Origin of the sequence: Sphingobacterium sp. LZ7M1, assembly GCF_024296865.1 — a bacterium.
Taxonomy (GTDB): Bacteria; Bacteroidota; Bacteroidia; order Sphingobacteriales; family Sphingobacteriaceae; genus Sphingobacterium.
Window position 1 is genome coordinate 1,965,930 of the sequence record NZ_CP101134.1, and the last position, 25,911, is coordinate 1,991,840.

Consider the following 25,911-nt stretch of genomic DNA (forward strand, 5'->3'; position numbering starts at 1 on the left):
CATTATTTAAACTATTTCAAAAATAACTAACCATCACTATATCCATAATGTCTCCTAAAAATCAAACTTCACTCTTGCACGTATTCCCCATTCTGGAGCATCTGGATGATCTAAATAGTTTAATCTCTTTACCACGTCTACACGTAATACCTTAAATATATTCGCTACACCGGCACTTGCCTCCATGTAGGGTTTATTTCCAAACGTAAAGGACATCTGCTCACCTGATCCATTGGTCTGCCAATCATAAACCTGATTGTTCAGGCTCGGATTGTTGCTGTCACGTAATCCACCATAAACGCCTTTGAAACTAAATACCTCTCTCAACTTCAGTTTTTTCAACAATGGAACCTTATTGAAAATAAAGCCATTCATATAATACTGTACATTCCAGGAAGCATGATGATCGGAAATGAATTCCATAAAGTTCATCAAGTTATAGGATTGCAATTGATATGCATAAGTCTGGTTTGCACGATGGATGTTCAATACTGGGAAAGGAAGGTTATTCCCAGCGATATAAGTTCCATCTATGTTTATATCAGCGTAGCCCAATTGCGATAGGTAGAATCTTTTGAAAATACCCGCAGAGAAGTTATGGTAATTGTATTCTCCTCCGAATACTCCTTTCACGCCCGCGGTATAGTTGAAGGTCATGATCGGGTATTTATTGAAAATTGGAGTCCTGTATAATTTCCCTTGATAGAACTCTTCTTTTGGAGCATATCGGAATCCAACATTAAATTCGGTGCTCTGTAAGTTGTTCACGATCTTATGTGAGCCATCTGCCATCGGTAGGGTATAGGAAAGGACACCTGCTGGCGTTTGTTTCCAAGTTCCCAAACCAGCATTCATCGAGAAGTTATTGCTGAACTCTACCTTATAATCTAAACGGTAAACCTCATTGTACAGATAACTCTTGTTCTCACCACGTTTAAAGGATAGCAAAACGTTGTCCTCTTGAACGAATTCCAGATTCTGTCCAGGGATCTTTGTATCGTAAGAAGCCGAAACCCTTAAATAATGCTGTGGAAATTTATAGATCGACTTATTGTTCAAAGAATAGGTACCTGCAAGGAAGTATTTCCATTTTTGGTCCTCAAATCCATATGCACCATAACCTTCAGCATAGAAACGCTTGCTCAATTGCTCTGTGGTACGGCCACCAACACGTAAACGGAAACCTTCCACTGGGTTGTAGGAATAAAAGGTATTCACAGGGCCAATTTCAACTGGACCCGCTTGTTTATATCCTGACAGCACCAATGCAGAGATATCCATGAACGTACGGAAAGAAGGCATGCTCTGCAAGGAATCAATGTTCGTATAGATCGAACGCTCCGATTTCGATAGCGGTTCTGGCCTTAAGGTTGCCCAATAGCTTTCAGATTTTGTTTCCTCCACTTCTTTCTTCTCCTCTGGAATTACCACATATTTATCCGGTACCGCATAAATGCTGTCTGGACGCACATTGCCATTCACATAATCATTGATCAGGACAACGCGTTTTCCTTTGATCCCTTTGCCTTTATTGGTAATGGAGAAATCTATCCCTAAACTTGATTTTGTCAAGTAATACTTGTTGTCATTGGTCTTGTTGAAGCCAAGTTCAATATTCAAGTCCCTAACAAAGTTTAAGTTGATCTCGTCACTTACGGTCATTTCAGCGCCTTTAACCGCATAATTCCCATCCAAGGTTACATATAGCTTACCTTTAAACAAAAGGTCGTTTTTATTTCTAGGGAAGAAGCTTAACTCTACCAAAGATTCATTTTCGTTCTTTATCGTATCCGTAATATAAAAACGGTAGAAGGTAGGAGCCGAATTGGCGATTGGGCTCAAGAATTGATTGGTCAAGATGGTAATATTGTTATCATAGATCTCCACCTCATCATAAAGACGGTTGAAATATTTACTTAGGCCATCATTGTCAATAAATTTAGGGTCAAATTCAGCCTTACGGTCCGCAATGATATATTGCTTTTTGGCATTGGGATCTTTTCTGAAGTAAACTTTAGAAAATTTCTCCTCCATGTAAGCCGGCAATACATAGTTTGCTGCTGTTTGTGAAGTGTCATCCTTCTCAAACAGGAACTGATATTTTTTAAACACCTTTTTGTTCTTGAACTTTTCATCCAGATTGCTCAATCCCAAACTTATCTTTTCGTATTGGTCGTATTCAGCATAAGCCTGACCGGTCAGACGGTTTTGGTCGCGATGTTGAACCACCTTTCTGATCAATTCTACTGCAGGATTGTTTTTGTTGGAGTATTTACCTCTTTTAGGTGCCCTTACTACGATTTCCTCAATAGAGTTGGCAGGAAACAGCATCACACGGATAGTTTGTTCTTTCTCATCAGCAACAGGATATTCCTCTGGGTCAAAACCCACAGAACTGATCTTGATTTTTTTATACTCAGCTGGAATGGTCAGCGTATATTCACCATTTTCATTGGAACTTGTCCCAATATCCTTTTTGGCACCCATTACTTTAATGGAAGCATAAGGTATGGCCTCATAGTTGTCTGCGTTCATTACCTTCCCTTTGATGGTAATAAAACTCTGTGCGGACAGGCCTTGGAACGAAAAAATCATTCCGATTAGTATGGTCAAGTAAAATAATCTCGTTTTCATGCTATGACTTTTTGACTTTTTACGATTTGTGTTCAAAAAGTATTGCAAATAAAGATAATATTGATGATTTATTAAATAGGCTTATTGACGATTTGACTTTTTCATAATAATTAGTCAGTAATATTTGGTTGTTTTGACAAATTGTTTACAGGAAGATTTTAAAGCGATTTAAATCTGTGGGAAGTCAATTTGGAATTGTAACAGTTGAGTGATTTTTTCGTACCTGGCTTTGACCTTATTCGAGACACATTCGGAAAATTCGGAATGTGTCTCGAATGAAACTAAGTTCGAAATCGGAAAAAGTGTATCTATTTTAATGATGCAATTTGATGGAGTAGGGCAAAGGCAGGATTTGAATCTTCAAATGAACTCGTAGGCTTAAGTGATTGAACGAATTTAATAAAAAAAGCGGATGCCAAGGCATCCGCTCTTCGTAAAATTTTATCGTTGATATCTAATCGTAGAATTCTTGATCAAAGCTCTTTCCTTTGTTTTTGTCAGCGTTTGTACTATCCGGAGTAGAATTTCCTTTTTCAGGGTTTTCCTTTGGCTTTTTGGTCTTCTTTTGACCAAACTCAGCGACTTCCACAATCCTTGGGATACTACTTTTGGGTGCCATATGGCGTAGTTTGCGGATTTTACGTCTGCGTTTGTAGTTTTTAATGATTGAGCTGTCGCGGTATAGGTTCCAGTTCATGAGTAACACACTGAACAGGACTACTGCAAGACCTATGATCTGCATCCTGCTAACCACATGGTCCGTAAAGAAATGGACCAATATGAGTGCTACGATCGGGTTCACGTAAGCGTAGGTGCTGACTTCGGTAGCTGGACGATATTGCAATAGGAAAATATAACAGCTGAAGGCCAAAATAGATCCCAACAAAGCTAGGTAAACCATGGCTCCCCAGTATTCTAATGGAACGGAATTAAATTCAAAACTTTTATATTCCCCATTCAAAAGTGCAACAGTCGTAAAAGCTATACCAGCAACTACCATCTGCCATGCTGTTTTGACCATGACATTGAGGTCTTCCTCAGGTTCTTTTACAGCATTCGGTTCAGCACTCTTTTTGTTCTCTGATTTCTTGTTGTATTTGGAAATTAGTGAACCTACCGTCCATCCAATGGTTCCTACAGTCATGACGATCATGGCAGTAAGTTTTTTGTCATTGTCTCCGTCATTTGCAGAAGCTCCAAAGATTTGCTCTGCAAACAACATGACTACACCGAGGAAACCAAGGATCAATCCCAATAATGTCGGAATGCTGGAAAAGTTTTCTTTCCATTTTGGTTTATCCAAAATAATAAACCATATGGCTGTAGCAGCAGAAAGAATGGATACAATGGCGCTGGAAATGTATTGTTCCGACCAGATGATGGCCGCCATATCGACAAATAGTAAAAGGAAACCGACTAATGCAGCGTCTTTTACAGCACTCTTAATGTAAATCTTATATCCCTTTACCCAACAGTAAAACATCAGCAGTGAACCCGCGATGATAAACCTGATCGAGCCCAAAACAAAAGGAGGGAAAGCGTGCAAGGCTTTCTCAATAAAGAAAAAGGTAGATCCCCAAACGATGTACACCACCAAGTAGGCAAAGATGATGATGCTGCCTGATGGATTTGATGATTTTACCATGGTATTTTTTAGTCCTTAGCAGGAATTACTAATTTATTGTCTTCTTTTACGGTCTCCAGAACGATTGTAGTTCTTGTAGAAATAATGCCTTCTATCTTGCTGAGAGTGTTGCGCATAAGGTCAACAAGTCCCGCAGAATCATTGGTCCTTACTTTGATTAAGTAACCATCCTCACCAGCTATATCATGTACCTCCAATACTTCTGGTATTTCGGCCAAAAGTAAGCCTACTTTTTGTACGCCGATGATATCCTGAGTCTTGATAAAAATAAAGGAAAGCATTTTTTGGTCCAAGGCAACAGGGTTGATCCTAGCGTTATATTGTAGGATAACTTCTTTCTGCTCCAGTTTTTTTACCCTTTCTAAGATCGCTGAAGGGGCCATGCCGAGTTCACGGGCAATATCAGCATTGTTCGTGCGGGCATTGTCCTGCATGATCCGGATTATCTGAAGATCAATTTGATCCAAGGAAATTTCTAGTTTCGCCATAATGCCGCAAATATCGGTAAAGCCGAATTAAATTCAAAGAAATAAGCTAAAAAAAGAATATTATTCAGTTGATTATGACTTTAATAAGATAGGAAGGATTTTTTGGAGTTGAAATTTGGCGGTTTTGCACAAAATATTGTTGCTGAGGCTTATACGAATATAGTCAAATTAGACTATATATGGAAATATATGTTTATGACTTATAATTAATGAAACAATGCGTAGTTTTGTTATTCAATCTATCTTATCGTGTCAGTAGAGTTAAAATTAGCAGCCTTAGCTGAATCCCTAAAGGGGGATTTCTTTTATGATGAAAATATAGCATCCCATCAGACGATGCGTTTAGCCTATTCCACAGATGCCTCGGTGTATCAGGAATTACCATTGGCGGTCTGTATTCCCCAACAAATAGAAGATTTGAAGACCTTGATCCGGTTTGCAAATGAAAATCACATTACCTTGATTCCAAGAACGGCCGGTACCTCCTTGGCAGGTCAGGTTGTAGGGGCAGGTATTGTTATCGATATTTCTAGATTTTTCAATCAGATATTGGAAGTAAATCAAGGGGAGAAATGGGCGAGGGTTCAACCTGGGGTAATCCGTGATGACCTAAATGCCTATTTGAAACCATTTGGACTGATGTTCGGACCTGAAACCTCCACAGCCAGCAGGGCTATGATCGGAGGAATGATCGGAAATAATTCATCCGGATTGCATTCAATCGTTTGGGGAGATACGCGTCATAACCTATTGGAAGCTAATGTGCTATTGGACGATGAGTCAGAAGTGCTTTTTAAGGAACTGAATGAAGCTGCCTATTTTGAAAAGCTTTCGTTAAAATCCCGTGAAGGTGATATTTACAGGAATCTGAACGAACTATTGACCAACAAGGAAAACCAAGAAGCTATACATGCTGGATATCCTAAATCGGAAATAACCCGTAGGAATACGGGCTATGCGCTGGATATGCTGTCAGATAACAGTCAGCCCTTCAATCTATGTAGACTATTGGCCGGATCGGAAGGGACCATCGGCATTATCACCGAGGCTAAAATTAAGCTGATGCCTTTACCAGCAAAAGAAATTGGCCTTTTATGTGTTCATTTCGACGATATGGTGGAATGTATGAAAGGAAATGTAATTGCCTTGAACAATAAGCCAGAAGCATCTGAATTGGTAGATAAATATATTTTAGATTTTACAGTTGGGCATCCAACATATCAATACAACCGTTTTTTTATTGAAGGAGATCCTGAGGCCTTATTGATCGTTGAATTCAGGGGCAATAGCCAGGAAGAGATAGCCTTAAAAGCGGAGCGTTTGGTTGTTGAGTTAAAAGCAGCCGGTTTGGGCTATGCTTATCCATGGATCACTGGGGTTGAAAAGACCAATTTGGTTTGGGACGTACGTAAGGCTGGTTTGGGATTGATCCGGAACCTCCCTGGCGATTCTCAACCTGTGAACCTGATTGAGGACTGTGCAGTTTCCCCAGAAGATTTGCCTAACTATGTGTCCGATATACAAGTGCTGTTGAAGGAAGAGCAGGTGCATGCTTCATATTATGCGCATGCTGGTGCAGGTGAACTGCATATTGAACCTTTTATCAATCTAAAAACGCCCGAAGGAAAAAAGCAATTCCGTCGCATTTTGGAGAAAACTACGGATTTGGTATTGAAGTATAATGGTTCATTGAGTGGTGAACATGGTGATGGTAGATTAAGGGGGGAATTTATTGGAAAAGTTCTAGGAGATAAGGTATATCAACTTCTGTTACAGGTTAAAAACATTTTTGACCCAAACAATGTGTTTAACGCTAAAAAGATTGTAGATACCCCTCCAATGGATACGCATCTGCGTTATGACCAGGTGACTGACGCCAAGCAGATCAAGACATATTTTGATTTTACGAAGAATGAAAGCATCCTACGTTTGGCCGAAAAATGCTCGGGTTCCGGAGACTGTAGAAAAACAGAGATAACTGGTGGAACCATGTGTCCATCTTTTATGGCTACTAGGGATGAGAAAGATACCACACGGGCTAGAGCAAATATGCTTCGTCAATTCCTGACCAATTCAACACAAAGCAATCGATTCAATCATGAGGAGATAAAAGAGGTCATGGACCTTTGTTTGAGCTGTAAAGGTTGTAAAACGGAATGTCCATCCAGCGTGGATATCGCGAAGATGAAGGCAGAGTTCCTACAGCATTATTATGATGCGAATGGAAGTCCTTTTAGGGCGAAGTTGATTGCCAATTTTACTGAATCCCAAAAACTGGGGTCTATGGTTGCTCCAATCTATAATTTCTTTGCAACAAATAGTTTTACCTCAAGTATCATTAAATCTGTGGTTGGTTTTGCGCCTGGAAGATCCTTGCCAAAGGTGCATGGAACTACCTTCAGCCAGTGGGCATCAAAACAACCTAATACCACAAGTACACGTAAGGTTTTCCTGTTCAGTGATGAGTTTACCAATTACAACGACACGGAAGTTGGGATAACCGCCTATAAGTTATTAACTGCTCTGGGATATGAAGTTATCGTTCCTAAGTTAAAGGAAAGTGGTAGGACCTATCTGTCGAAGGGATTTGTCAAGAAAGCAAAAGAACTTGCTAATCAGAACGTGGACTTAGCTTCGCAGGAAGTGAGTGCAGAAAGCCCTCTGCTAGGGATTGAGCCTTCTGCTATCATAACCTTTAGAGATGAATATCCGGATTTAGTCGATGATTCTAAACGAGAAAAAGCGAATACATTGGCAAAGAATGCCTTAATGATCGATGAGTTCTTGGTTCGAGAAATGAAAGCTGGTAGGATTCATCCAGAGCAATTCACGGCAGAACCACAAAAAATAAAGTTGCATGGTCACTGTTATCAGAAAGCCTTCAAATTGGTGGATACTACCAAGGAGTTTTTATCCTTTCCTTCCAATTATGAGGTGGAAGTGATACCTTCAGGATGTTGTGGAATGGCAGGTTCGTTTGGCTACGAGAAGGAACATTTTGATGTTTCGCAGAAGGTTGCTGAACTGGTCTTATTCCCAACTTTGCGTAAAACAGGTGGGGAATACCTTATTGCAGCAGCAGGAACAAGCTGTAGGCATCAGATCAAGGATGGTTTGCAGCGAAAATCCTTCCATCCTGTGGAGATCATTTATGATGCTTTGATCAAGAAATAATAAACAAAAACGATATTTTATTGTATTAAAAGTAAACATATTAGATTATGAAAAAGATAACAACTATAGCTTTGCTGGTTTCTACAGCGGTTTGGATGGGTTCATGTGGTAACTCTAACAAAACCGAAGGTGGTTCGGGTGATTCCACAGGTACGACGGCTTCTACCGCTTTGAAACCGATGACCAATACCACTGATGGAAGTCTGTTGCACCTTTATTTTGATTTAACAAATCCGAACCCAACGGACTCTTCAATCGTTTATGAAGCTAAAGCAGAATACAATAATGAGCCTGTAGGTTTTACTGTTGAAGTATTAAAAACCATTGATGCCGGTATTGATGCACAAGGTAAACCAGATGAAGAATTGGGATTTAAGAAAGGATCTGTAAGGATTACCTCAAATGGTGCAGCTTCAGATAATTTCGTAAAATCATTGGGAACATTGTTCAATTTGCCTACCGATGGCAAAATGACCACTACGACCTTGGAGCCTTTGGTTTTTTCATCTAACAAGGATAAAGTAGACCTTTCTAAGCCTGGAACCTATAGTTTCAAGTATTTCTTTGATAATGGTTCAGGTAAAGAAGCTGAGATTTTTGGTTATGTTGATACTTACAAACAATCCTTCGAACTTGGAGAAAAAGATTCGACCAATCGTGCAGCATTAATTTCTGCATTTGAAGGTAAATAAAATTTATTTAGTGTATTTTAGAGGATCAGTTAAAAGCTGGTCCTTTTTTATGCAATTACACTACGTACGATTAATATTTTGCCTGTTTATCTTAGTCCTTAGCGGTAATCAATGTCTTGCTCAAGAAGTCCTTCATGGCGAACGTGTTGATAAGGGAAAAGTAAGCGATCCTGCATTGGATGAAATTTCAGGCATAATTTCTTCCATCAATAACCCCGGTATGTTTTGGGTGCATAATGATAGTGGCGATGATGCTAGGGTATATTTAATTGATTCCGCTGCAAACCTTATGTGCAGTTATCAACTAGATGGGGTGGAGGCAATTGATATTGAGGATATTGCTTGGGTGGAACTGGACGGACAGTCCTATGTGGTTTTGGGGGATATTGGTGATAATTTGGCCAAAAGAACCCAATTATCTCTATATATCTTTCCTGAACCCGTTTTGAAACCGGGAGTGACGGTTGATTCTATTTCAAGGTCTGCAATTTCGATCAAGCATTTAAAATATCCTGGTAAAGCCAGGGACGCTGAGGCAATTTTTATAGATCCCTTGGATAAACAATTCTATTTAGTTTCAAAAAGGGAGCTTAGGTCCAGTCTTTATTCTGCTGAAATCTTTAAGGGGAATAAAGATACCTATATCCTCAAGCCGATCTTAAGTTTTCCATTCACATTTATTACAGCTGCAGATATTTCTCCAAAAAGGGATGCTGTAGTTATGAAAAATTTAACAAGTATATTTTATTGGCCTTTAGCTAGTAAAGCACCATTGATTGAAGCGCTGAAGAAGCAGCCGCTACCTATTCCTTATGAGCCAGAACCTCAAGGGGAGGCTATTTCTTTTGATCGAAAATCAGACGGAATTTTTACAATCAGTGAGCGTCCATTCGGCCTAGACTCGTATCTTTATTATTATCATATATCTAAACACTAAATCTCATGAGAATCATTTTATCCCTACTGACTATCTTCCTAAGTTCCGGGTTAGTTCAGGCGGCAAAGGTGGATACCATTGCAGTACACAGTGCTGCCATGAACAAAGCAATCAAAACAGTCGTTATTCAACCAGAGGGATCAAAGAAGAAAGACCTGCCTACCTTATATCTTTTGCATGGCTATTCAGGAAATTATGGAGATTGGATAAATAAGGTTCCGGCGATTAAGGAATTGGCAGATCACTATGGAATATTGATTGTTTGTCCTGATGGTGGTTTTGGCAGTTGGTATTGGGATTCAGAAATAGATCAAGATTTTAAATATGAGACTTTTGTGGCGAAGGAGTTGGTCAATTATATCGATGGAAAATATCCTGTTATAAAAGATCGCAGCAAACGTGGAATCACTGGATTGAGCATGGGCGGACATGGTGCTTTATATTTAGCCATTCGCCATCAAGATACCTTTGGTGCGGTAGGAAGTACCGCTGGAGGGGTGGATATCCGTCCTTTTCCTAATAATTGGGATATGGCAAAAAGGATAGGGTCGTATGATCAAAATCCTCAAGTGTGGGAGGGTCATACTGTGATGGAATTGACGCACTTGATTAAGCCGAAGTCTTTAGAGATTTTCATTGATTGCGGGACAGAAGATTTTTTTTATGATGTAAATGCAAAATTCCATGAAAAATTAACCTACTTAAATATCCCACATCGATATTTAAGCATGCCAGGGGCCCATAATTGGGATTATTGGAGCAAATCAATTCAATACCAATTGATATTTTTTCAGGACTTCTTTTCTAAAGTATAGGATTATGACTTTTTTGGATAAATTATTTGCTAGATTGAATAATATTAATAAATTTGGACTTTATACGAGATTATAAACCTGTAAAAGCCATTTTGTTGTTCAGAATGGCTTTTTTAATTTTGACCATGATTTTTAACCTAAAGCGAATGAAATCGCTATCCCAAAGCATGAGCCTCAGTCTCATCGTGCTGTTAGTTTTTGTAAGTGATTTGACGTTGGCACAGGAAAAATTAACCTTAAGCGGTTATGTTCGTGATGCTAATTCAGGTGAAAGTTTAATTGCAGCAGTAATTCGAGTGAGGGCGCTTAATTTAAGCACTTATTCAAACAACTATGGATTCTACTCGATCAGTTTGCCGGAAGGTAAGCATGAGATTGAAATATCTTATGTAGGATATGCCAGTAAGGATGAACAGGTGGAAGTCAATGTATCTAAACGCCTTAATTTTGAGTTAGTGTCTAACTCAAGTGTAATTGAGGAAATCGTTGTAACCGCTAAAAAGGAGGATGACCATGTTACTTCTGCGCAAATGGGGAATCTGAAATTCAGCATGGAGGAACTGAAGAATATACCAGTCCTGTTTGGTGAAAAGGATGTGTTGAAAAGCATTCAATTGCTTCCGGGAGTATCTCCTGGGGGTGAAGGCAGTTCTAATTTCTATGTGCGCGGTGGCGGAGGGGACCAAAATTTAATCCTATTGGATGAGGCAACTGTTTATAACGCATCTCATTTAATGGGTTTCTTCTCTACTTTTAATTCTGATGCCATCAAGGATGCAAACCTGTTTAAAGGGGGGATTCCCGCTCAATATGGCGGTCGTATTTCTTCGGTAATGGATATCAGTATGCTGGACGGAAACAACAAGAAGTTCAGTGGGGAAGGTGGAATTGGGTTAATAGCATCTAGATTGAAGTTGGAAGGACCGATTGTAAAAGATAAAAGCTCGTTTATGATCAGTGGGCGACGGACCTATGCGGATCTGTTCTTGAAGCTTTCTTCGGATGAAAAGGCTAGTCAAAGTAAATTATATTTCTATGACCTGAATGCCAAATTCAACTATAAATTGAATGATCGCAATACTATCTATCTATCGGGTTATTTTGGAAAGGATGATTTAGGATATTCAGATCTATTTGCCTTCGATTGGGGTAATTCCACAGCCACAGTGCGCTGGAACTCCATCATCAATCCGCAATTGTTTAGCAATACTTCCTTAATCTATAGCGATTTCGCCTATCACGTTAATGTAAACAGTGATGATTCTAAGTTCAGGATTGCTTCCAAGATCAGGAACCTAAACCTGAAACAGGACTTCTCATATTACTCCAATGATAACAGTACCATTCGATTTGGAGTCAATCTTTTGCGTCAGCAAATCCGTCCTGCCAGCATCAGTGCAGTAGATGAATCATCAGATATCAACAGTATTGAAATCGAAAGAAGGCAGGGCATTGAGGCTTCTGCATATATATCCCATGATTGGAAACCTTTTGAAAAGCTCTCCTTGATCTATGGCGTAAGATTCAGTGACTTCATGGTCATGGGTCCAGGTACATTCTATGAATTTAATGAGGAAGGCGACGCAATTTCCGAATCTTACTATGAGTCAGGGATTGCCAAGCATTATTTCAATATTGAACCGAGATTATCTCTTTCCTATGCATTCAATTCCAGCAATAGCATCAAAGCCAGTTTCAATAGGATGTCGCAGAATTTGCACCAATTGACCAATACAACGGCGAGTTTACCGACTGATCAATACATGGTCAGCAGTATGAACGTAAAGCCACAGATCGCTGATCAAGCGGCATTGGGTTACTTCCGTAATTTTAAGGATAATACCTATGAGTTTTCAGTAGAGGCCTATTATAAATATATGCACAACCAAATTGACTTTAGAAATGGTGCTGACCTGCAGGCTAATAAGCAATTGGAAGGGGAACTGTTGTATGGTGTCGGTCGTTCTTATGGAACAGAATTTCTCTTAAGGAAGAGAAAAGGGAAATTCAGTGGCTGGTTGGGCTATACACTTTCAAAGAGTGAAAGACAATTCGATGAAATCAATGATGGTGCTTGGTTTGATGCTAGGCAAGACCGTACCCACGATATTTCTTTGGTTGGTATTTATCAGTTGACCAAAAAATGGACCTTGGGAGCAACTTTCGTTTATTATACGGGAAATGCTATTACTTTCCCAAGTGGCAAGTATCAAATTGACGGAAGGACCATGTTCTATTATGCAGAGCGTAACGGTTACAGGATGCCTGATTATCATCGTTTGGATCTATCAGCTACCTATGAGCCTAAAAAGGAGAACAAGAAATTTCATTCAAGCTGGTCATTCGGTGTGTATAATGCCTATAACCGCAAGAATGCCTATGTAATTGATTTTAGGGAAAATAAAGAAAATGCTAATATCACTGAAGCCTATAAAATAGCCTTGTTTGGCGCTATTCCTTCAGTAACTTGGAACTTTAAATTTTAAGATGATGCAAAAGAGATCGCTATATAGTTTGTTCATTTTATCTTTTATACTCTTATTCAGTAGTTGTGAAGAGTTGATCGATGTAGACCTCAACGAGGTCAATCCGCAGATTGTGATTGTTGGGGATATGAACAACGAGGAGAGTACGCATGAAGTTCTTGTCACAAGAACAGTTGATTTTGATGAGCCTAGACCTTTTGAGCCTGTTCTGGATGCTTCTGTTTTTATCCAATTGGGAAACGGCAGGACCTTTAGGTTCAACTCTGTTGGGGAAGGACGATATGCAAACTCCAATATGCCAATTTCTGTTGGCGAAACTTACACCTTGACCGTAAGTGTTGATGGCAAAGAATATAAATCAACGACAAAGATGTTGCCTTATATTGAAGTAGAATCGATTGGGGTCAATCAGGAGACCCTTTTTAAGGAGACCTATTTCTTTTTGAACTTTAAGTTTTATGATCCGGAAGGAGAGGAAAACTATTACCGTTACAGCATTAAGATCAATGATGGTCCGTTTAAGTCAAATTCAGTATTCTCTGACAAATACAATAATGGTAATGAAGTCACCCACCAATTGGGCCGGGAATATGGCAATGAGATCAAGCCTGGAGATAAATTATTGGTAAGAAGGTATGTAATCAGTAAGGAATCCTTTAATTATTGGTCTGAATATATGTCCACTAACCCTGGTAGTGCTTCTCCAGGTAACCCAAGCTCAAATATCAGCAATGGTGCATTGGGTTATTTCAGCGTTAGCAGTGCGAGGGATTATACAGTTGAAATCGATAAGGCCTCAGAAGGATAGGGTATTAAATTGAAAACCTTTTGCTAAGAGGGTATCAATGCTTTTTGGTAAAGCATATTTCACATTATCAATGGCTTTTAAATTGTCATGAAAGACAATGATGCTGCCATTTCTTGTAAAGTCAACACAATTCTCATAACATTGTTCGGGGCTGATCCGATAATCGTAATCACCCGTTAGAACATCCCACATGATGATTTTATAATCTTTTGATAAGATCTTCATTTGGGATTTTTTGGCTCTACCGTAGGGTGGTCGGAATAAAGGTGTTTTTGTCAAGGCATTACACTTGGCAATATTGTCCAGATATAGTTGGTTGTCTGTGTCCCATCCTTTTAAGTGGTTGTAGGTATGGTTTCCTACCGCATGGCCTTCCTCAAGGATCCTTTGAAAGATATCCGGATGCTTTTGGACATTTTCTCCTACGCAAAAAAAGGTCGCCTTGATGTTTTTTTCTTTCAAACAATCCAGTATCCAAGGGGTGATTTCAGGAATTGGACCGTCGTCAAATGTTAAGTAAATATTATTTCTTTCTTTTTCTTTTCTCCAAATCGCTTGTGGATACACGTAATTGAGGATAAAAAAAGGGCGGACAAAATGCATATTGTTTCGATCGGATATTTTTACAAATTTAATCAAAGTTTTAACAATGGATTAGCATAAGTTTTTTGAATATGCGAAAGCTTGCCGAGTACTTTCAACTATCCCAAAAGGAGCAAAGAGGGATGTTGTTTTTGATCTGTATCTTATTTCTGCTCTTTCTCGCCCATATCTTCCTTCCTATATTCTATCCTAAAAAAGAGATTACCCTACGAATTGAACATTTCCATGTAACGGAAAGGGCAGAGCCTCAATACGAGGAAGGATCTTATGTAGAAAAGGGACCTGAATTAAGGAAAAAGCCTAAGACGGAATTGTTTCTGTTTGATCCGAATACCTTGGATAAAGCAGGTTGGCAGAGGCTAGGTCTGAGCAGCAAACAGGCTCAGGTAATTATCAATTACAGAAATAAGGGTGGGACCTTTTATGACAGGGAAGACCTGAGGAAAATTTACTCGCTGAGCGATGAGAAAGTAGAGGAGATATTGCCCTTTGTGAGGATGCCTGAGTTGAAAAGAAGGGAATACAAGGAGAAATTTCCTAGGTATGATAGAAAGGAGTTTGCGAAAAAGGAGAATCGGATTCTAGAGGTCAATAGTTCGGATAGTTTGGCGTTTATGGAATTAAGTGGTATTGGGCCAGCCTTTTCTAGACGAATAGTTCGATTCAGGGAAGCTTTGGGCGGTTATGTTAAACTGGAACAGCTTGCAGAGGTCTATGGTCTACCGGAAGAGACCTATCAGAATATTTTACCCTACCTTAGGATTGATACCAGCTTGGTCAAAAGACTTTCGATAAACCATATTAGCCAAAATGATTTAGGTAAACATCCCTACGTTAAATTCAAAAGAGCACAGACAATCATCAATTATAGAAAACAGCACGGTGCATTTAAATCCATGGAAGATTTAAGGGATGTTCATTCGTTGGATGAAGAATTTTTCCGTAAAATTGAACTTTATTTGGATTTTAGATAGCATCGATGATTGAAGAACAACTGAAGACCTATATACGTGATATTCCTGATTTTCCGCAGCCAGGGATCGTGTTTAAAGATATTACTCCATTATTGCAACAGCCTGAGATAGTAAAACTAGCGGTCCAGGAGTTTGCGAAAAAACTGGAAGGAATTGAGATTGATGTCATTGCAGGAATTGAAAGCAGAGGCTTTTTATTCGGGTTCCTTTTGGCACAAGAGCTCAATAAACCTTTTTTACCCATTCGTAAGCAAGGGAAATTGCCCTTCCATACCATTTCTGAATCGTATAAATTAGAGTACGGACAGGCAACGATAGAAATGCATGAGGATGCCATTCAACAAGGTACCAAAGTATTGATGCATGATGATCTGCTGGCTACCGGCGGGACAGTAGTTGCGGCAAGTAAGTTGGTGGAAAAGTTAGGCGGAGTGATCACAGGTTATTCTTTTGTGATCAGTTTGGATTTCCTTCAAAGTGCTGGCAGATTGACCCGATTCAGCGAGAATATCATCTCGCTGGTTCATTATGAGGATTAATTAAAACAATCTAGCCCTTTATGGGGTTATTGGATTAGACGACGCTTATACACAAAAAAAGGCTCGAAACAGTATTGTTTCGAGCCTTTATGTTTGGACGCATTAAAACTCGCCTTGGACTTTGTAATAATTTTCTCCCATAACCTTTACATGCTGATTCTTTTCAACCAGATAAAATTTATCCTTTTCATAAACTAGAAATTCAGAAGTCTTATACAAGGTGTTTCTTACTTCCTTTTCTATAGAAATCATTTCTGCATTTCCTTCCTTGTTTAATTTAATCCGAACACAGGATAGATCTAACTCAGGATTAGTGAAACTATATTGGATTAAGGAGTCAGTGGAATCTACTTTTACAAAACCAGCATAAGCTGGTTTGTTCAAGTCTATGGCTTGAAAGCTTGAGAGCTCAATTTGCCAATCCTTGATCTTTAGATTTTTTGTTTCCTCTTGGTCGTCCTTTTTAACAGTTTTATTGATTTCTGGGTTTATGGATGCTAAAGAGTCTATTTCCTTTTGGAAAAAGGCTGGGATGTCAAAATACTTTTCTGGACTGCTAGGGTCCTTCTTCACTTGGTTGCCATTGCTGCAACTAGAAAAAGCAGCAGTAATGATTACTGCCGCCAAGATTTGAATATTTTTTATGTTAATATACAAGGACATCTCCTGTCATTTCGGTAGGAATTGGCAAGTTCAACAGTGCTAATACGGTTGGAGCAACATCACCAAGCTTACCATCCTTAATGTTTTTAAATTGACTGTCAATCAAGATACAAGGAACTAAGTTGGTTGTATGTGCCGTGTTTACAGAGCCATCTTCATTGATCATGAACTCAGAGTTACCGTGGTCTGCCAGAATAATAAAGGAATAACCGTTATTGATTCCAGTTTTAACCACTCGCTTGGTACAAGCATCAACCGTTTCAACTGCTTTTACCACCGCTTCAAAAACTCCAGTATGGCCTACCATATCAGGGTTTGCAAAGTTGAGGCAGATGAAGTCTGGACCGTTTTCTTCCATATCCTTACAGATAGAGTCGGCAATGATATTGGCACTCATTTCAGGTTGTAAGTCATAGGTAGCAACCTTAGGAGAAGGAATCAATAATCTTCTTTCACCTTCAAACTCGTTTTCACGACCGCCCGAGAAAAAGAACGTAACGTGTGGATATTTCTCAGTTTCAGCAATCCTAACCTGTGTTTTATGTTGTAAGGACAAGGTTTCTCCTAAAGTCTGTGTTAGATTGTCTTTTTGGAAGATCACTTTCACATCCTTAAAGGTGTCATCATAAGAAGTCATGGTCACATAATACAAGTTCAGTGGATGCATATCGTATTCCGGAAATGCTTGTTGCGTGAGGGCAACAGTGATTTCACGACCACGATCTGTACGGAAATTATAACAGATAACTACATCACCTTCTTGGATGGTAGCTTTTGGAAGTCCATTCGCATCCACCATTACGATTGGTTTCAGGAATTCATCTGTTACACCTTGGCTATACGATTGCTCAATCGACTCAACAAGGTTGTTAGAAGGGATACCGATACCTTTGGTCAATAAGTCATAAGCTTGTTTTACTCTTTCCCAACGATTATCACGGTCCATTGAATAGTATCTACCAATTGCGGAAGCAATTGTTCCTACTGAATGTTTCAAGTGATTGTCAAGATCAGTAACATAGCCTACACCACCGTTCGGGTCTGTATCACGACCATCTAAGAAAGCATGGATAAACACTTGCTCATTAGTAAGGTTTGCATCCTGAGCAGCATCCGTTAAAGCCTTTAAGTGTTCAATATGTGCGTGTACCCCTCCATCAGACAATAAGCCGATGAAATGTACTTTTTTGTTGTTTGTTTTTGCATAATTGAAAGCAGCTTGTATTGTAGGGTCAATTTTGAAGACACCTTCTTGAGCGGCTTTGTTGATCCGTCCTAATTCTTGGTATACGATTCTACCAGCACCCAAGTTCATGTGTCCAACTTCAGAGTTGCCCATTTGACCTGCAGGTAAACCTACGGCTTCGCCAGATGCTTCAAGTTTGGAGTTAGGATAGGTTGACAGCAAATAGTCTAAAAAAGGAGTGTTAGCGGCTATTACAGCGTTTGAATTATCATTTTTTCCGTAGCCTAGTCCATCCAGGATCAGTAGTGCTACTTTTTTATTTTCAGAACTCATTACACAAATATACTTATAATTCATAAAAATATTAAGGAATGGGGCTGTATAGTTTGTATTGCAACAAAATAGTGAATATGTACTTTTAACAAGGATTGGCATAATTTTCGCTGAATGTTCCTCGGAAAATGAATTTAATGTTTAGTAGCTGTTATCATGCATAATATGCTGCTTTTGACTCCAAGTCAATTATGATAGAAATGAGGAATGGTTATTGGAAAAAAATAAGGCAGATTGCTTTTGCAATGCTGCTTTTGCCGTTTCTATTGTTCAGTAGTTTTCAATCTGACGTAGGATTAGAAATATTAGGGGCGTTGAAAGCGAATAACGCAAAGAATGTTGCTAACTTTTTTGGACAGAATGTTTCCTTATCCATCAAGAATGATTCGGGGTATTATTCCAAGTTCCAAGCTGAGGTAATCCTGAGTGATTTCTTTCGCTTGACCAAAACTTCCGAAGTGAAACAGGTTCAGCGGACTAACAGCAGTAACAACAGTTTTTATATAGTCTATCAAATCAAGACAAACCAAGGATCTTACCGTGTTTTTGTCAAGTTAGTTCAATCGGGGGGAGATGCCCAAATCAATGAACTTCGGATAGAATAATCTTCAGTTTTTCATATTTAAGTTTCCATATAAATATATTTTTATTCATCTTCGCTTAATTTTAAATTGTAAATGGAGAGAGAATTCAAAGATAAACTAGTACATTTTGTTCAAGAGGCCCTTGTGGAAGATGTAGGAGCAGGGGATTATACCTCATTATCTACGATAAAAGAAGAACAATTAGGAGAAGCCCAATTATTAGTCAAAGAGGAGGGTGTCCTTGCTGGGGTAGAAGTGGCTAAAGAAATATTTTCTCAAATTGACCCAACCATAGAATTTACGCAGCTTATCGCTGATGGCGACTCTGTAAAATACGGAGATATAGCCTTTAAAATTAAAGGTAAAATCCATACTATTCTTAAAGGAGAACGTTTGGTTCTCAATATCATGCAGCGAATGTCTGGTATTGCTACCCAAACTGCTCAATATGTGAAGGCCATTGCAGGAACTCATGCAAAGGTATTGGATACCCGTAAAACAACTCCCTTGTTGAGGTTTTTGGAGAAAAAAGCTGTTGAAATTGGGGGAGGTTCCAACCACCGTTTCGGTCTATATGATATGATCTTGATCAAGGATAATCATGTGGATTATGCAGGTGGTATCTCCGCTGCGGTGAATGCAGCTTTTGATTACAAAAAACAAAACCAATTAGATATTGCTATTGAAGTAGAAGTCCGAAATTTTGAGGAATTAAATGAAGTGCTAAACCTTCCGGCTGTTGATCGTGTTATGTTAGATAACTTCAGTCCAGCACAAGTGAAGGAAGCTGTTGATTTAGTTGATGATAGATTGGTTACAGAAGCTTCTGGCGGGATCACTTTAGAGACGATTCCTGAATATGCGAAAACCGGTGTAGATTTTATCTCTGTTGGAGCATTAACGCATTCGGTCAAAAGTCTGGATTTAAGCTTAAAAGCAAAACTTATTTAGTAAATTGCTGTAAATGATATCAATATACCTTGTTGGAATTGTCATATTAGCATATCTTTTCGGTTCGATCCCTACTGCGGTATGGTTTGGACAGGCATTTTATGGAGTAGATGTACGTGAATACGGAAGTGGAAATGCCGGTGCCACCAATACCTTTCGTGTATTAGGCAAAAAGGCGGGGTCCATTGTGATGTTTGTCGATATCTTAAAGGGCTGGACAGCCACTAATTTACCATATTTATTAGATGCCACGATTGTAGGAAACCATGATGCACCTCAATTTGTCAATGTACAGTTGGCCTTGGGGGTAATCGCTGTATTAGGGCATTTATTTCCGATTTTCGCAGGGTTTAGAGGAGGGAAAGGTGTTGCAACCTTATTTGGTATGGTCCTAGCGATCCATTGGCCTGCAGCGCTGGTATGTGTGTCAGTCTTCATCGTCGTACTCCTAGTTACCCATTATGTATCCTTGAGCTCCATTATGGCCGGCTTTGCCTTTCCATTTAGTGTAGCATTTATTTTTAAGACGACCGTTCCTTCCATTCTCCTATATGGAATCGCTATTTGTGCCCTCATTCTGGTCACTCACCAAAAAAACATTGAAAGACTTCTCAAAGGCAAAGAATCCAAAATATATTTATTCAAGAAAAAAACACAGGATTAAACTTTTGGGTACAAGTTTTGTTTAATACTTCAAGATAATTTAAATGTATTAGATAAACTAAATCAAGAACACTTATGAAACGAATAACAAAATACGCCTCCATGCTGCTTTTAGGAGCTACTTTGGTAGGTTGTGCCACTTCCGCTATTACCGGGCGAAAGTATCTTAAATTGGTAGACTCTCAGACTATCAATAATCAAGCTGCATTGGCATATAAAGATTTTTTAAGTAAAAATAGCTCTAAAGTTGAAACCGGTTCAGCTGCTGCTACTCAAGTAAAACGCGTGGGTAACAGAATTGCAGCTGCTACAAACGAATATTTGAGGCAGATTGGGGCTGCTGATAAATTCAATTTCAACTGGGAATTCAACCTGATTGAAAGTGATCAAGTGAATGCTTGGTGTATGCCAGGAGGTAAAGTTGCAGTTTATACAGGTATCTTACCAATCGCAAAGAACGATGCCGGATTAGCTACCGTAATGGGGCATGAAATTGCTCACGCAATTGAGGAGCACTCAGTGTCTCAAGTATCCAATGCAATGGCTGCTCAGTTTGGAGCACAATTATTAAATGCTGCCGGAACGATCAGTAACAGTAGATATACTGGTTTATTCAACCAGATTTATGGTATTGGTTATCAAGTAGGGTCATTGAAATTCTCAAGAAACGATGAATTAGCAGCTGATAAAGCTGGTCTTATCTTGATGGCAATGGCAGGTTACAACCCACAAGAAGCTGTAGCATTCTGGGAAAGAATGTCGCAAGGCAAAAAAGGTGGGAATCCAGAATGGTTGAGTACTCACCCTAGTGATGCTAGACGTATCAGCCAATTGCAGGCAATGGTTCCTGAAGCAATGAAGTATTATAAAAAATAGAAATTAAATAAAACTGAGAAAGCCGACAAGAAATTGTCGGCTTTCTCAGTTTTAGACTAAGAGACATCAGACATCAGACCTTTGCATCTCGGTACTAGGCATTATATTCTTACAGAACCATTGATTTTTGGTCCATTTCCTTAGGTCTTATGTCTAACTGTCTAACAGTCTCATGTCTTAAAAAAAGTAACGAAAAAAAATATTTTATTTTTTCTGTTACTTTTTTTAACAAATACGTACTAATTAATAGAAACATCAAACAATTATAAATGGAACTTAAGATTACGAATTTAACGAAGACATATAACAACGGTGTTAAAGCACTAGATAATGTTAATTTAGAGATTGGAGCCGGTATGTTTGGGCTATTAGGACCCAATGGAGCAGGTAAATCTTCGCTCATGCGTACCATCGCGACCCTTCAGAGCCCTGATAGCGGGAACATTCAATTCGGAGATATAGATGTACTAAAAGACAACAATGCCTTGAGGCGCATCCTTGGTTACCTTCCACAGGAGTTTGGAGTCTATCCCAACCTGTCAGCTGAAGATTTACTGAACTATTTCGCTGAATTGAAAGGTATCAGCAATAAACAGGACCGTAAGAAGATCGTGTCCAACGCCTTAGAAATCACAAATCTTTATGATTTCAGGACCAAAAGCGTAAGCGGTTATTCAGGAGGTATGAAGCAACGATTCGGAATTGCCCAAATGTTGCTCAACGACCCTAAATTAATCATTGTCGATGAACCTACAGCCGGATTGGACCCAGCAGAAAGACATCGCTTCCTGAATGTCCTGAGAGAGATAGGTGCCCAACATACGGTCATCTTTTCAACGCATATCGTCGATGATGTCCGTGAGCTTTGCCATGAACTTGCAATTATGAACGGAGGTAAGGTCCTATTTCGTGGCAGTACGCAAGCAGGAACCGATAGCTTAGTTGGAAAGATCTGGAAAAAGAAAATAGATCGCGCTGATTTTGAGAAAGAAAACTCCATCTACAATGTGATCTCTTCCAATTACAACCAAGATAACAGCTTAAATATCCGTGTACATGCTGAGCAGCTGCCACATGAATCTTTTAGCCCAGCGACGCCAATCCTTGAAGATGTATATTTCGTAACCCTAAAGAGTGACAAGGTAAATGTTTAAGACCATCTTTCTCTTCGAGATCAAGCGTTGGTTGAAGCAACCAGTGTTCTATGTTTATTGTTTTATCTATTTTGGTCTAGCTTTCTTTACCACGATTACCAGTTTAGGAGCATTTGACGCGGTGACGAGTACGACCTCTACCCCCTTATACATAAATTCTCCAATCAATATAGCAGGCTTTTTCAATAGTTTTTCCACCCTGATCTACTTCTTGTTGCCGACGATCATCGGTGCTTCCGTTTACCGGGATTATTTGTACAATGTACATACCTTATTGTTTTCCTATCCACTTGAAAAGCTGAATTACCTTTCGGCAAAATTCCTGAGTTCTTTACTGATCGTAACTATTATAGCCTTCATTTGTGGATTAGGCTATTATTCAGGTCAGTTTCTTCCGGGGATTAATACCGAGTTACTAGGTCCCAATGAACCGACTGCCTATATCTATGGGTTTTTGATTACGATTCTTCCCAATTTTATACTCTTTGGAAGCATTATTTTTGCCTTAGTTACCTTTAGCCGAAATATATATGTGGGTTTTGTCTTCGTCCTGATTTTGTTCCTGTTGCAAGCCCTATTTGATGCCGCAGTTAAAAATGTGGACAACCGGTATCTGGTAGCTTTGTTAGACCCATTCGGTTTTGAACCTATTCTATACTACAGCCGCTATTGGAGTGTAGATGAACAGAACCATAATCTATTACCGATTTCGGGCGTTTTGATCTATAACAGGTTGATCTGGATGGGTATTTCACTTTTGTTTTTTGGATTGGTGTACTTTAAGTTCAGCTTCTCTCAGCTCGGTATTTCCTTTAAGAAATCCAAAGATTCTGCAAGGATGACTAAAGATAACTTTGGAAGCATCTTAAAAATTGCACTACCAACAGTAAAAAAAGACTATAGCTTCTTTGCTAACCTCAAGTTGAGCTGGAACCTATCCAATGCCGATTTTAAATTCCTGATCAAGAACTGGACATTTATCATCCTACTCTGCATAGCCTTTTTGTTTGTTTTGATCGTGATTTCAGTTTCCGGCGAATTGTTTGGAACCCATACCTATCCGGTAACCTGGCAAGTCCTCGTCGCCATGGGGAGCATCTATACCTTCTTTTTGAATATCATGATCTTCCTATTTGCTGGTATGCTGATACAAAGGTCTAGACAGACCAATATGTTTCTTTTGATTGAAGCCACTGCAGTTCCTAACTGGGTGCTATTACTTTCAAAAGCATTGGCCATGTTAAAATTAGTGTACTTGGTCCTACTAGTTTGTTTGATCAATGGTGTTGTATATCAGGCCTATAAAGGTTTCTATAACTTCGAGCTAGGTCATTATGCCTATGAATTGTTCATTCTGTATCCTTTAAAGTTCCTTTTCCTGATCTTATTGTCCTTATTCATCCATAATTTCTTCAAGAATTATTTTATCGGATTTATTGTTTGCTTGATTTTGTTCTTTGCCATTCCGCTATTGACCAAGATTGGAATCGAACAAGCTATATTCAAACCAGGGGAGGGACCCTCGTTCCGATATTCGGACATGAATGGATATGCCGATATCCGCCATTTTATCTATTATCGAATTTATTGGATCCTTTTTGGACTGGGACTATTCGGCTTGACCTTGCTGTTCTGGAGACGTGGAATTGTTTCCAATCTTAAAGAGAAAATCAGTCTTTTCTTTAAGCGATCCAAACCCGCATTGATCATTCCTATGCTGCTCGCTTTTGCTGGCTTTATTGGCTTAGGCTATGCCATCTACGTAGAAAATAATATAAAACAGCCTCGTTACAGTGTTCTTGAAAGAGAGCTGCAGGTAGTCGATTATGAAAAGAAATACAAAAAGTATGAGGATAGGGCGATTCCTAGATTGACTGATGTATATGTTCTTTTAGATTTAGATCCTAAAAACAGAAGTTTTAAAGCAGAGGCCTCTTTCACCTATTTAAATAAAACTACGGAGCCTATAGATACCATCTTCATGAATAAAAGCGATGCTAACCACATCGAAATAATATTCGAACAGGATGCCAAGTTGTTCTTAAGAGACAGTGCTTTGGCAGTTGATATCTATACCTTAGCTAAACCCTTAAACCCAGGTGATACCTTGCGGATTGATTATAACGTTAAAAATAAGGAGAACGGTTTCTTGTTTGATCGTTCCCCTGTAATGAAAAATGGGACATTCCTGAACAATATGATGTTTCCAACCCTAAGTTATTCTAATGCTGCGGAGCTTTCCGATAATCGGGTCCGTAAGAAATATGGCCTTCCTGATAAAAACAGAATGGCAGACCCTAGAGATTCGAGCAAACTAGGAAACAACTATATTTCCAATGATGCAGATTGGATCAATTATGAATCCATTGTGAGCACCAACTTGGATCAGATTGCCATTGCTCCTGGTTATTTGCAAAAAGAATGGAAAAGCGGAGATAAACGGTATTTCCATTATAAAATGAATACGCCAATCTTGAATTTCTATTCTTTTATGTCAGCTCGCTATGAAACCAAAAAAGAAAAGCATAATGGAGTGGATTTAGAGATCTATTACCATAAGGGGCATGAGTATAACCTTGATAGGATGATGGCATCCATGAAGAAGTCTTTGGATTATTATGAATCCAATTATGAACCTTATCAATTCGATCAAATGCGTGTCATTGAGTTTCCAGTTGCAATGGGGACCTTTGCGCAGGCTTTTGCTAATACGGTACCATTTTCCGAAGGTATTGGCTTCATTGCCAAAGTGGATGAAGATGATCCAGATGCAGTAGATTATCCTTATTCGGTGATAGCCCATGAGTTTGCCCATCAATGGTGGGCCCATCAAGTGATCGGTGCCAATACCCAAGGGACAACCATGATGTCTGAGTCGTTAGCAGAATACAGCTCGCTGAAAGTCTTAGAACATACCTATGGGAAAGAACAGATGTTCAGGTTCCTGAAAGATGCATTAGACCAATACCTATTGGGCAGATCTCAAGAAATGATTCGGGAAAATCCGCTCATGTTCAATGAAAACCAAGGCTATATCCATTATAACAAAGGTTCTTTGGTGATGTATGCGATGAGCGATTATCTGGGGGAAAAGAAGTTCAACGAATTCCTTAAAAGCTATAACAATAAAGTGAAATTCCAGAACCCTCCATATACCACCTCTATTGAGTTTGTAAATATGCTTAGACCTGTGGTTCCCGATTCCTTGCAATATTTGATCAAAGATATGTTTGAAACCGTAACAATCTACGACAATGAGGTCAAGGACGCCAAGGTCAAAAAACTGGCAAACGGAAAATATGAAGTAGATATTAATTTTCAGGTTTCCAAATATAGAACTGATCCTTTAGGTAAAAAGAGCTATGAGGATACGAAAGGAACCGCATTAGCCCACAAGAATGGCAAGAAAACAATTCAATCCTTGCCTTTGAAAGATTATGTGGAAGTAGCTGTGTTAGGAGAACCTGTAGAAAAGAATGGGTATAAAGTAGATAATATACTATACCTGAAAAAAGTAAAGATCGATAAGATCAATAATAATATTAAGATTACTGTAGATAAAAAGCCTGTAGAGGTTGGAGTCGATCCGAATTACAAGTTATTGGATACCGATTCCGGGAATAACCGAAAAGAGGTTTAATGAATAAGCCGCTCAACTGAATTGAGCGGCTTTTTATTGCCGCAAATATCCATTTAAGCCTTATCT

20 protein-coding genes are annotated in these 25,911 nt (G+C 39.0%); 14 read left to right on the forward strand and 6 right to left on the reverse strand.

Annotated elements, in window-relative coordinates:
- Positions 1–54 precede the first annotated feature (54 nt).
- The 3 genes from NMK93_RS08355 to NMK93_RS08365 form a co-directional block, all read right to left on the reverse strand.
- The gene (locus NMK93_RS08355) at positions 55–2,634 is read right to left on the reverse strand and encodes a DUF5686 and carboxypeptidase-like regulatory domain-containing protein (RefSeq protein ID WP_254529923.1); all 2,580 of its coding nucleotides are present in this window, start codon (positions 2,632–2,634) and stop codon (positions 55–57) included.
- A 454-nt stretch (positions 2,635–3,088) separates the two neighbouring features.
- Positions 3,089–4,279, reverse strand: a complete 1,191-nt coding sequence (locus NMK93_RS08360; RefSeq protein ID WP_185217831.1) for an EamA family transporter — start codon at positions 4,277–4,279, stop codon at positions 3,089–3,091.
- Between the two features lie 8 nt (positions 4,280–4,287).
- Positions 4,288–4,767, reverse strand: a complete 480-nt coding sequence (locus tag NMK93_RS08365) for an Lrp/AsnC family transcriptional regulator (protein WP_185211848.1) — start codon at positions 4,765–4,767, stop codon at positions 4,288–4,290.
- Positions 4,768–5,016: 249 nt separating this feature from the next.
- Between NMK93_RS08365 and NMK93_RS08370 the strand changes: the two genes are divergently transcribed.
- From NMK93_RS08370 to NMK93_RS08395, 6 genes are all read left to right on the forward strand, one after another.
- Entirely contained in the window at positions 5,017–7,941 is a 2,925-nt protein-coding gene (locus NMK93_RS08370; RefSeq protein ID WP_308214549.1) for an FAD-linked oxidase C-terminal domain-containing protein, read from the forward strand.
- A gap of 47 nt (positions 7,942–7,988) precedes the next feature.
- Entirely contained in the window at positions 7,989–8,633 is a 645-nt protein-coding gene (locus tag NMK93_RS08375; protein ID WP_185217832.1) for a hypothetical protein, read from the forward strand.
- The gene (locus tag NMK93_RS08380) at positions 8,620–9,570 is read left to right on the forward strand and encodes a hypothetical protein (RefSeq protein WP_254529925.1); all 951 of its coding nucleotides are present in this window, start codon (positions 8,620–8,622) and stop codon (positions 9,568–9,570) included. The genes NMK93_RS08375 and NMK93_RS08380 overlap by 14 nt, the downstream gene beginning before the upstream one ends.
- A 5-nt stretch (positions 9,571–9,575) precedes the next feature.
- Entirely contained in the window at positions 9,576–10,385 is an 810-nt protein-coding gene (locus tag NMK93_RS08385; RefSeq protein WP_185211851.1) for an alpha/beta hydrolase family protein, read from the forward strand.
- Positions 10,386–10,531: 146 nt separating this feature from the next.
- On the forward strand, positions 10,532–12,871 hold the full coding sequence (locus tag NMK93_RS08390; RefSeq protein ID WP_254529927.1) for a TonB-dependent receptor: 2,340 nt from the start codon (positions 10,532–10,534) through the stop codon (positions 12,869–12,871).
- Between the two features lies 1 nt (position 12,872).
- Positions 12,873–13,679, forward strand: a complete 807-nt coding sequence (locus NMK93_RS08395; RefSeq protein WP_254529929.1) for a DUF4249 domain-containing protein — start codon at positions 12,873–12,875, stop codon at positions 13,677–13,679.
- Here NMK93_RS08395 and NMK93_RS08400 read toward each other — a convergent pair.
- Complete coding sequence (locus NMK93_RS08400) at positions 13,668–14,318, reverse strand: polysaccharide deacetylase family protein (protein WP_368041479.1); 651 nt, start codon at positions 14,316–14,318, stop codon at positions 13,668–13,670. The genes NMK93_RS08395 and NMK93_RS08400 overlap by 12 nt on opposite strands.
- A gap of 35 nt (positions 14,319–14,353) precedes the next feature.
- Between NMK93_RS08400 and NMK93_RS08405 the strand changes: the two genes are divergently transcribed.
- Both NMK93_RS08405 and NMK93_RS08410 read left to right on the forward strand, forming a co-directional pair.
- On the forward strand, positions 14,354–15,256 hold the full coding sequence (locus NMK93_RS08405; RefSeq protein ID WP_254529931.1) for a helix-hairpin-helix domain-containing protein: 903 nt from the start codon (positions 14,354–14,356) through the stop codon (positions 15,254–15,256).
- 5 nt (positions 15,257–15,261) lie between these two features.
- Positions 15,262–15,795, forward strand: a complete 534-nt coding sequence (locus NMK93_RS08410; RefSeq protein ID WP_254529933.1) for an adenine phosphoribosyltransferase — start codon at positions 15,262–15,264, stop codon at positions 15,793–15,795.
- A gap of 102 nt (positions 15,796–15,897) precedes the next feature.
- Here the strand turns inward: NMK93_RS08410 and NMK93_RS08415 are convergent, their stop codons facing one another.
- On the reverse strand, positions 15,898–16,458 hold the full coding sequence (locus NMK93_RS08415) for a hypothetical protein (RefSeq protein WP_254529935.1): 561 nt from the start codon (positions 16,456–16,458) through the stop codon (positions 15,898–15,900).
- Positions 16,442–17,977: a 2,3-bisphosphoglycerate-independent phosphoglycerate mutase gene (gpmI, locus tag NMK93_RS08420; protein WP_254529937.1), complete on the reverse strand. Its 1,536-nt coding sequence runs from the start codon at positions 17,975–17,977 to the stop codon at positions 16,442–16,444. The genes NMK93_RS08415 and gpmI overlap by 17 nt, the downstream gene beginning before the upstream one ends.
- A 191-nt stretch (positions 17,978–18,168) precedes the next feature.
- Here gpmI and NMK93_RS08425 point away from each other — a divergent pair, with 191 nt between their 5' ends.
- The 6 genes from NMK93_RS08425 to NMK93_RS08450 all read left to right on the forward strand — a co-directional run bounded on the left by NMK93_RS08425 (position 18,169) and on the right by NMK93_RS08450 (position 25,845).
- Positions 18,169–18,582 carry a DUF4783 domain-containing protein gene (locus NMK93_RS08425; protein WP_185211858.1) on the forward strand — a complete coding sequence of 138 codons (414 nt, stop codon included), beginning with the start codon at positions 18,169–18,171 and terminating at the stop codon, positions 18,580–18,582.
- 72 nt (positions 18,583–18,654) lie between these two features.
- Positions 18,655–19,512 carry a carboxylating nicotinate-nucleotide diphosphorylase gene (gene nadC / locus NMK93_RS08430; RefSeq protein WP_254529939.1) on the forward strand — a complete coding sequence of 286 codons (858 nt, stop codon included), beginning with the start codon at positions 18,655–18,657 and terminating at the stop codon, positions 19,510–19,512.
- Positions 19,513–19,525: 13 nt separating this feature from the next.
- Entirely contained in the window at positions 19,526–20,176 is a 651-nt protein-coding gene (plsY, locus tag NMK93_RS08435) for a glycerol-3-phosphate 1-O-acyltransferase PlsY (RefSeq protein WP_185211860.1), read from the forward strand.
- Positions 20,177–20,250: 74 nt separating this feature from the next.
- Positions 20,251–21,051 carry a M48 family metallopeptidase gene (locus NMK93_RS08440; RefSeq protein WP_185211861.1) on the forward strand — a complete coding sequence of 267 codons (801 nt, stop codon included), beginning with the start codon at positions 20,251–20,253 and terminating at the stop codon, positions 21,049–21,051.
- A gap of 269 nt (positions 21,052–21,320) precedes the next feature.
- Entirely contained in the window at positions 21,321–22,205 is an 885-nt protein-coding gene (locus tag NMK93_RS08445; RefSeq protein ID WP_254529941.1) for an ABC transporter ATP-binding protein, read from the forward strand.
- On the forward strand, positions 22,198–25,845 hold the full coding sequence (locus NMK93_RS08450) for a M1 family aminopeptidase (RefSeq protein ID WP_254529943.1): 3,648 nt from the start codon (positions 22,198–22,200) through the stop codon (positions 25,843–25,845). The genes NMK93_RS08445 and NMK93_RS08450 overlap by 8 nt, the downstream gene beginning before the upstream one ends.
- The last annotated feature ends 66 nt before the right edge of the window (positions 25,846–25,911 follow it).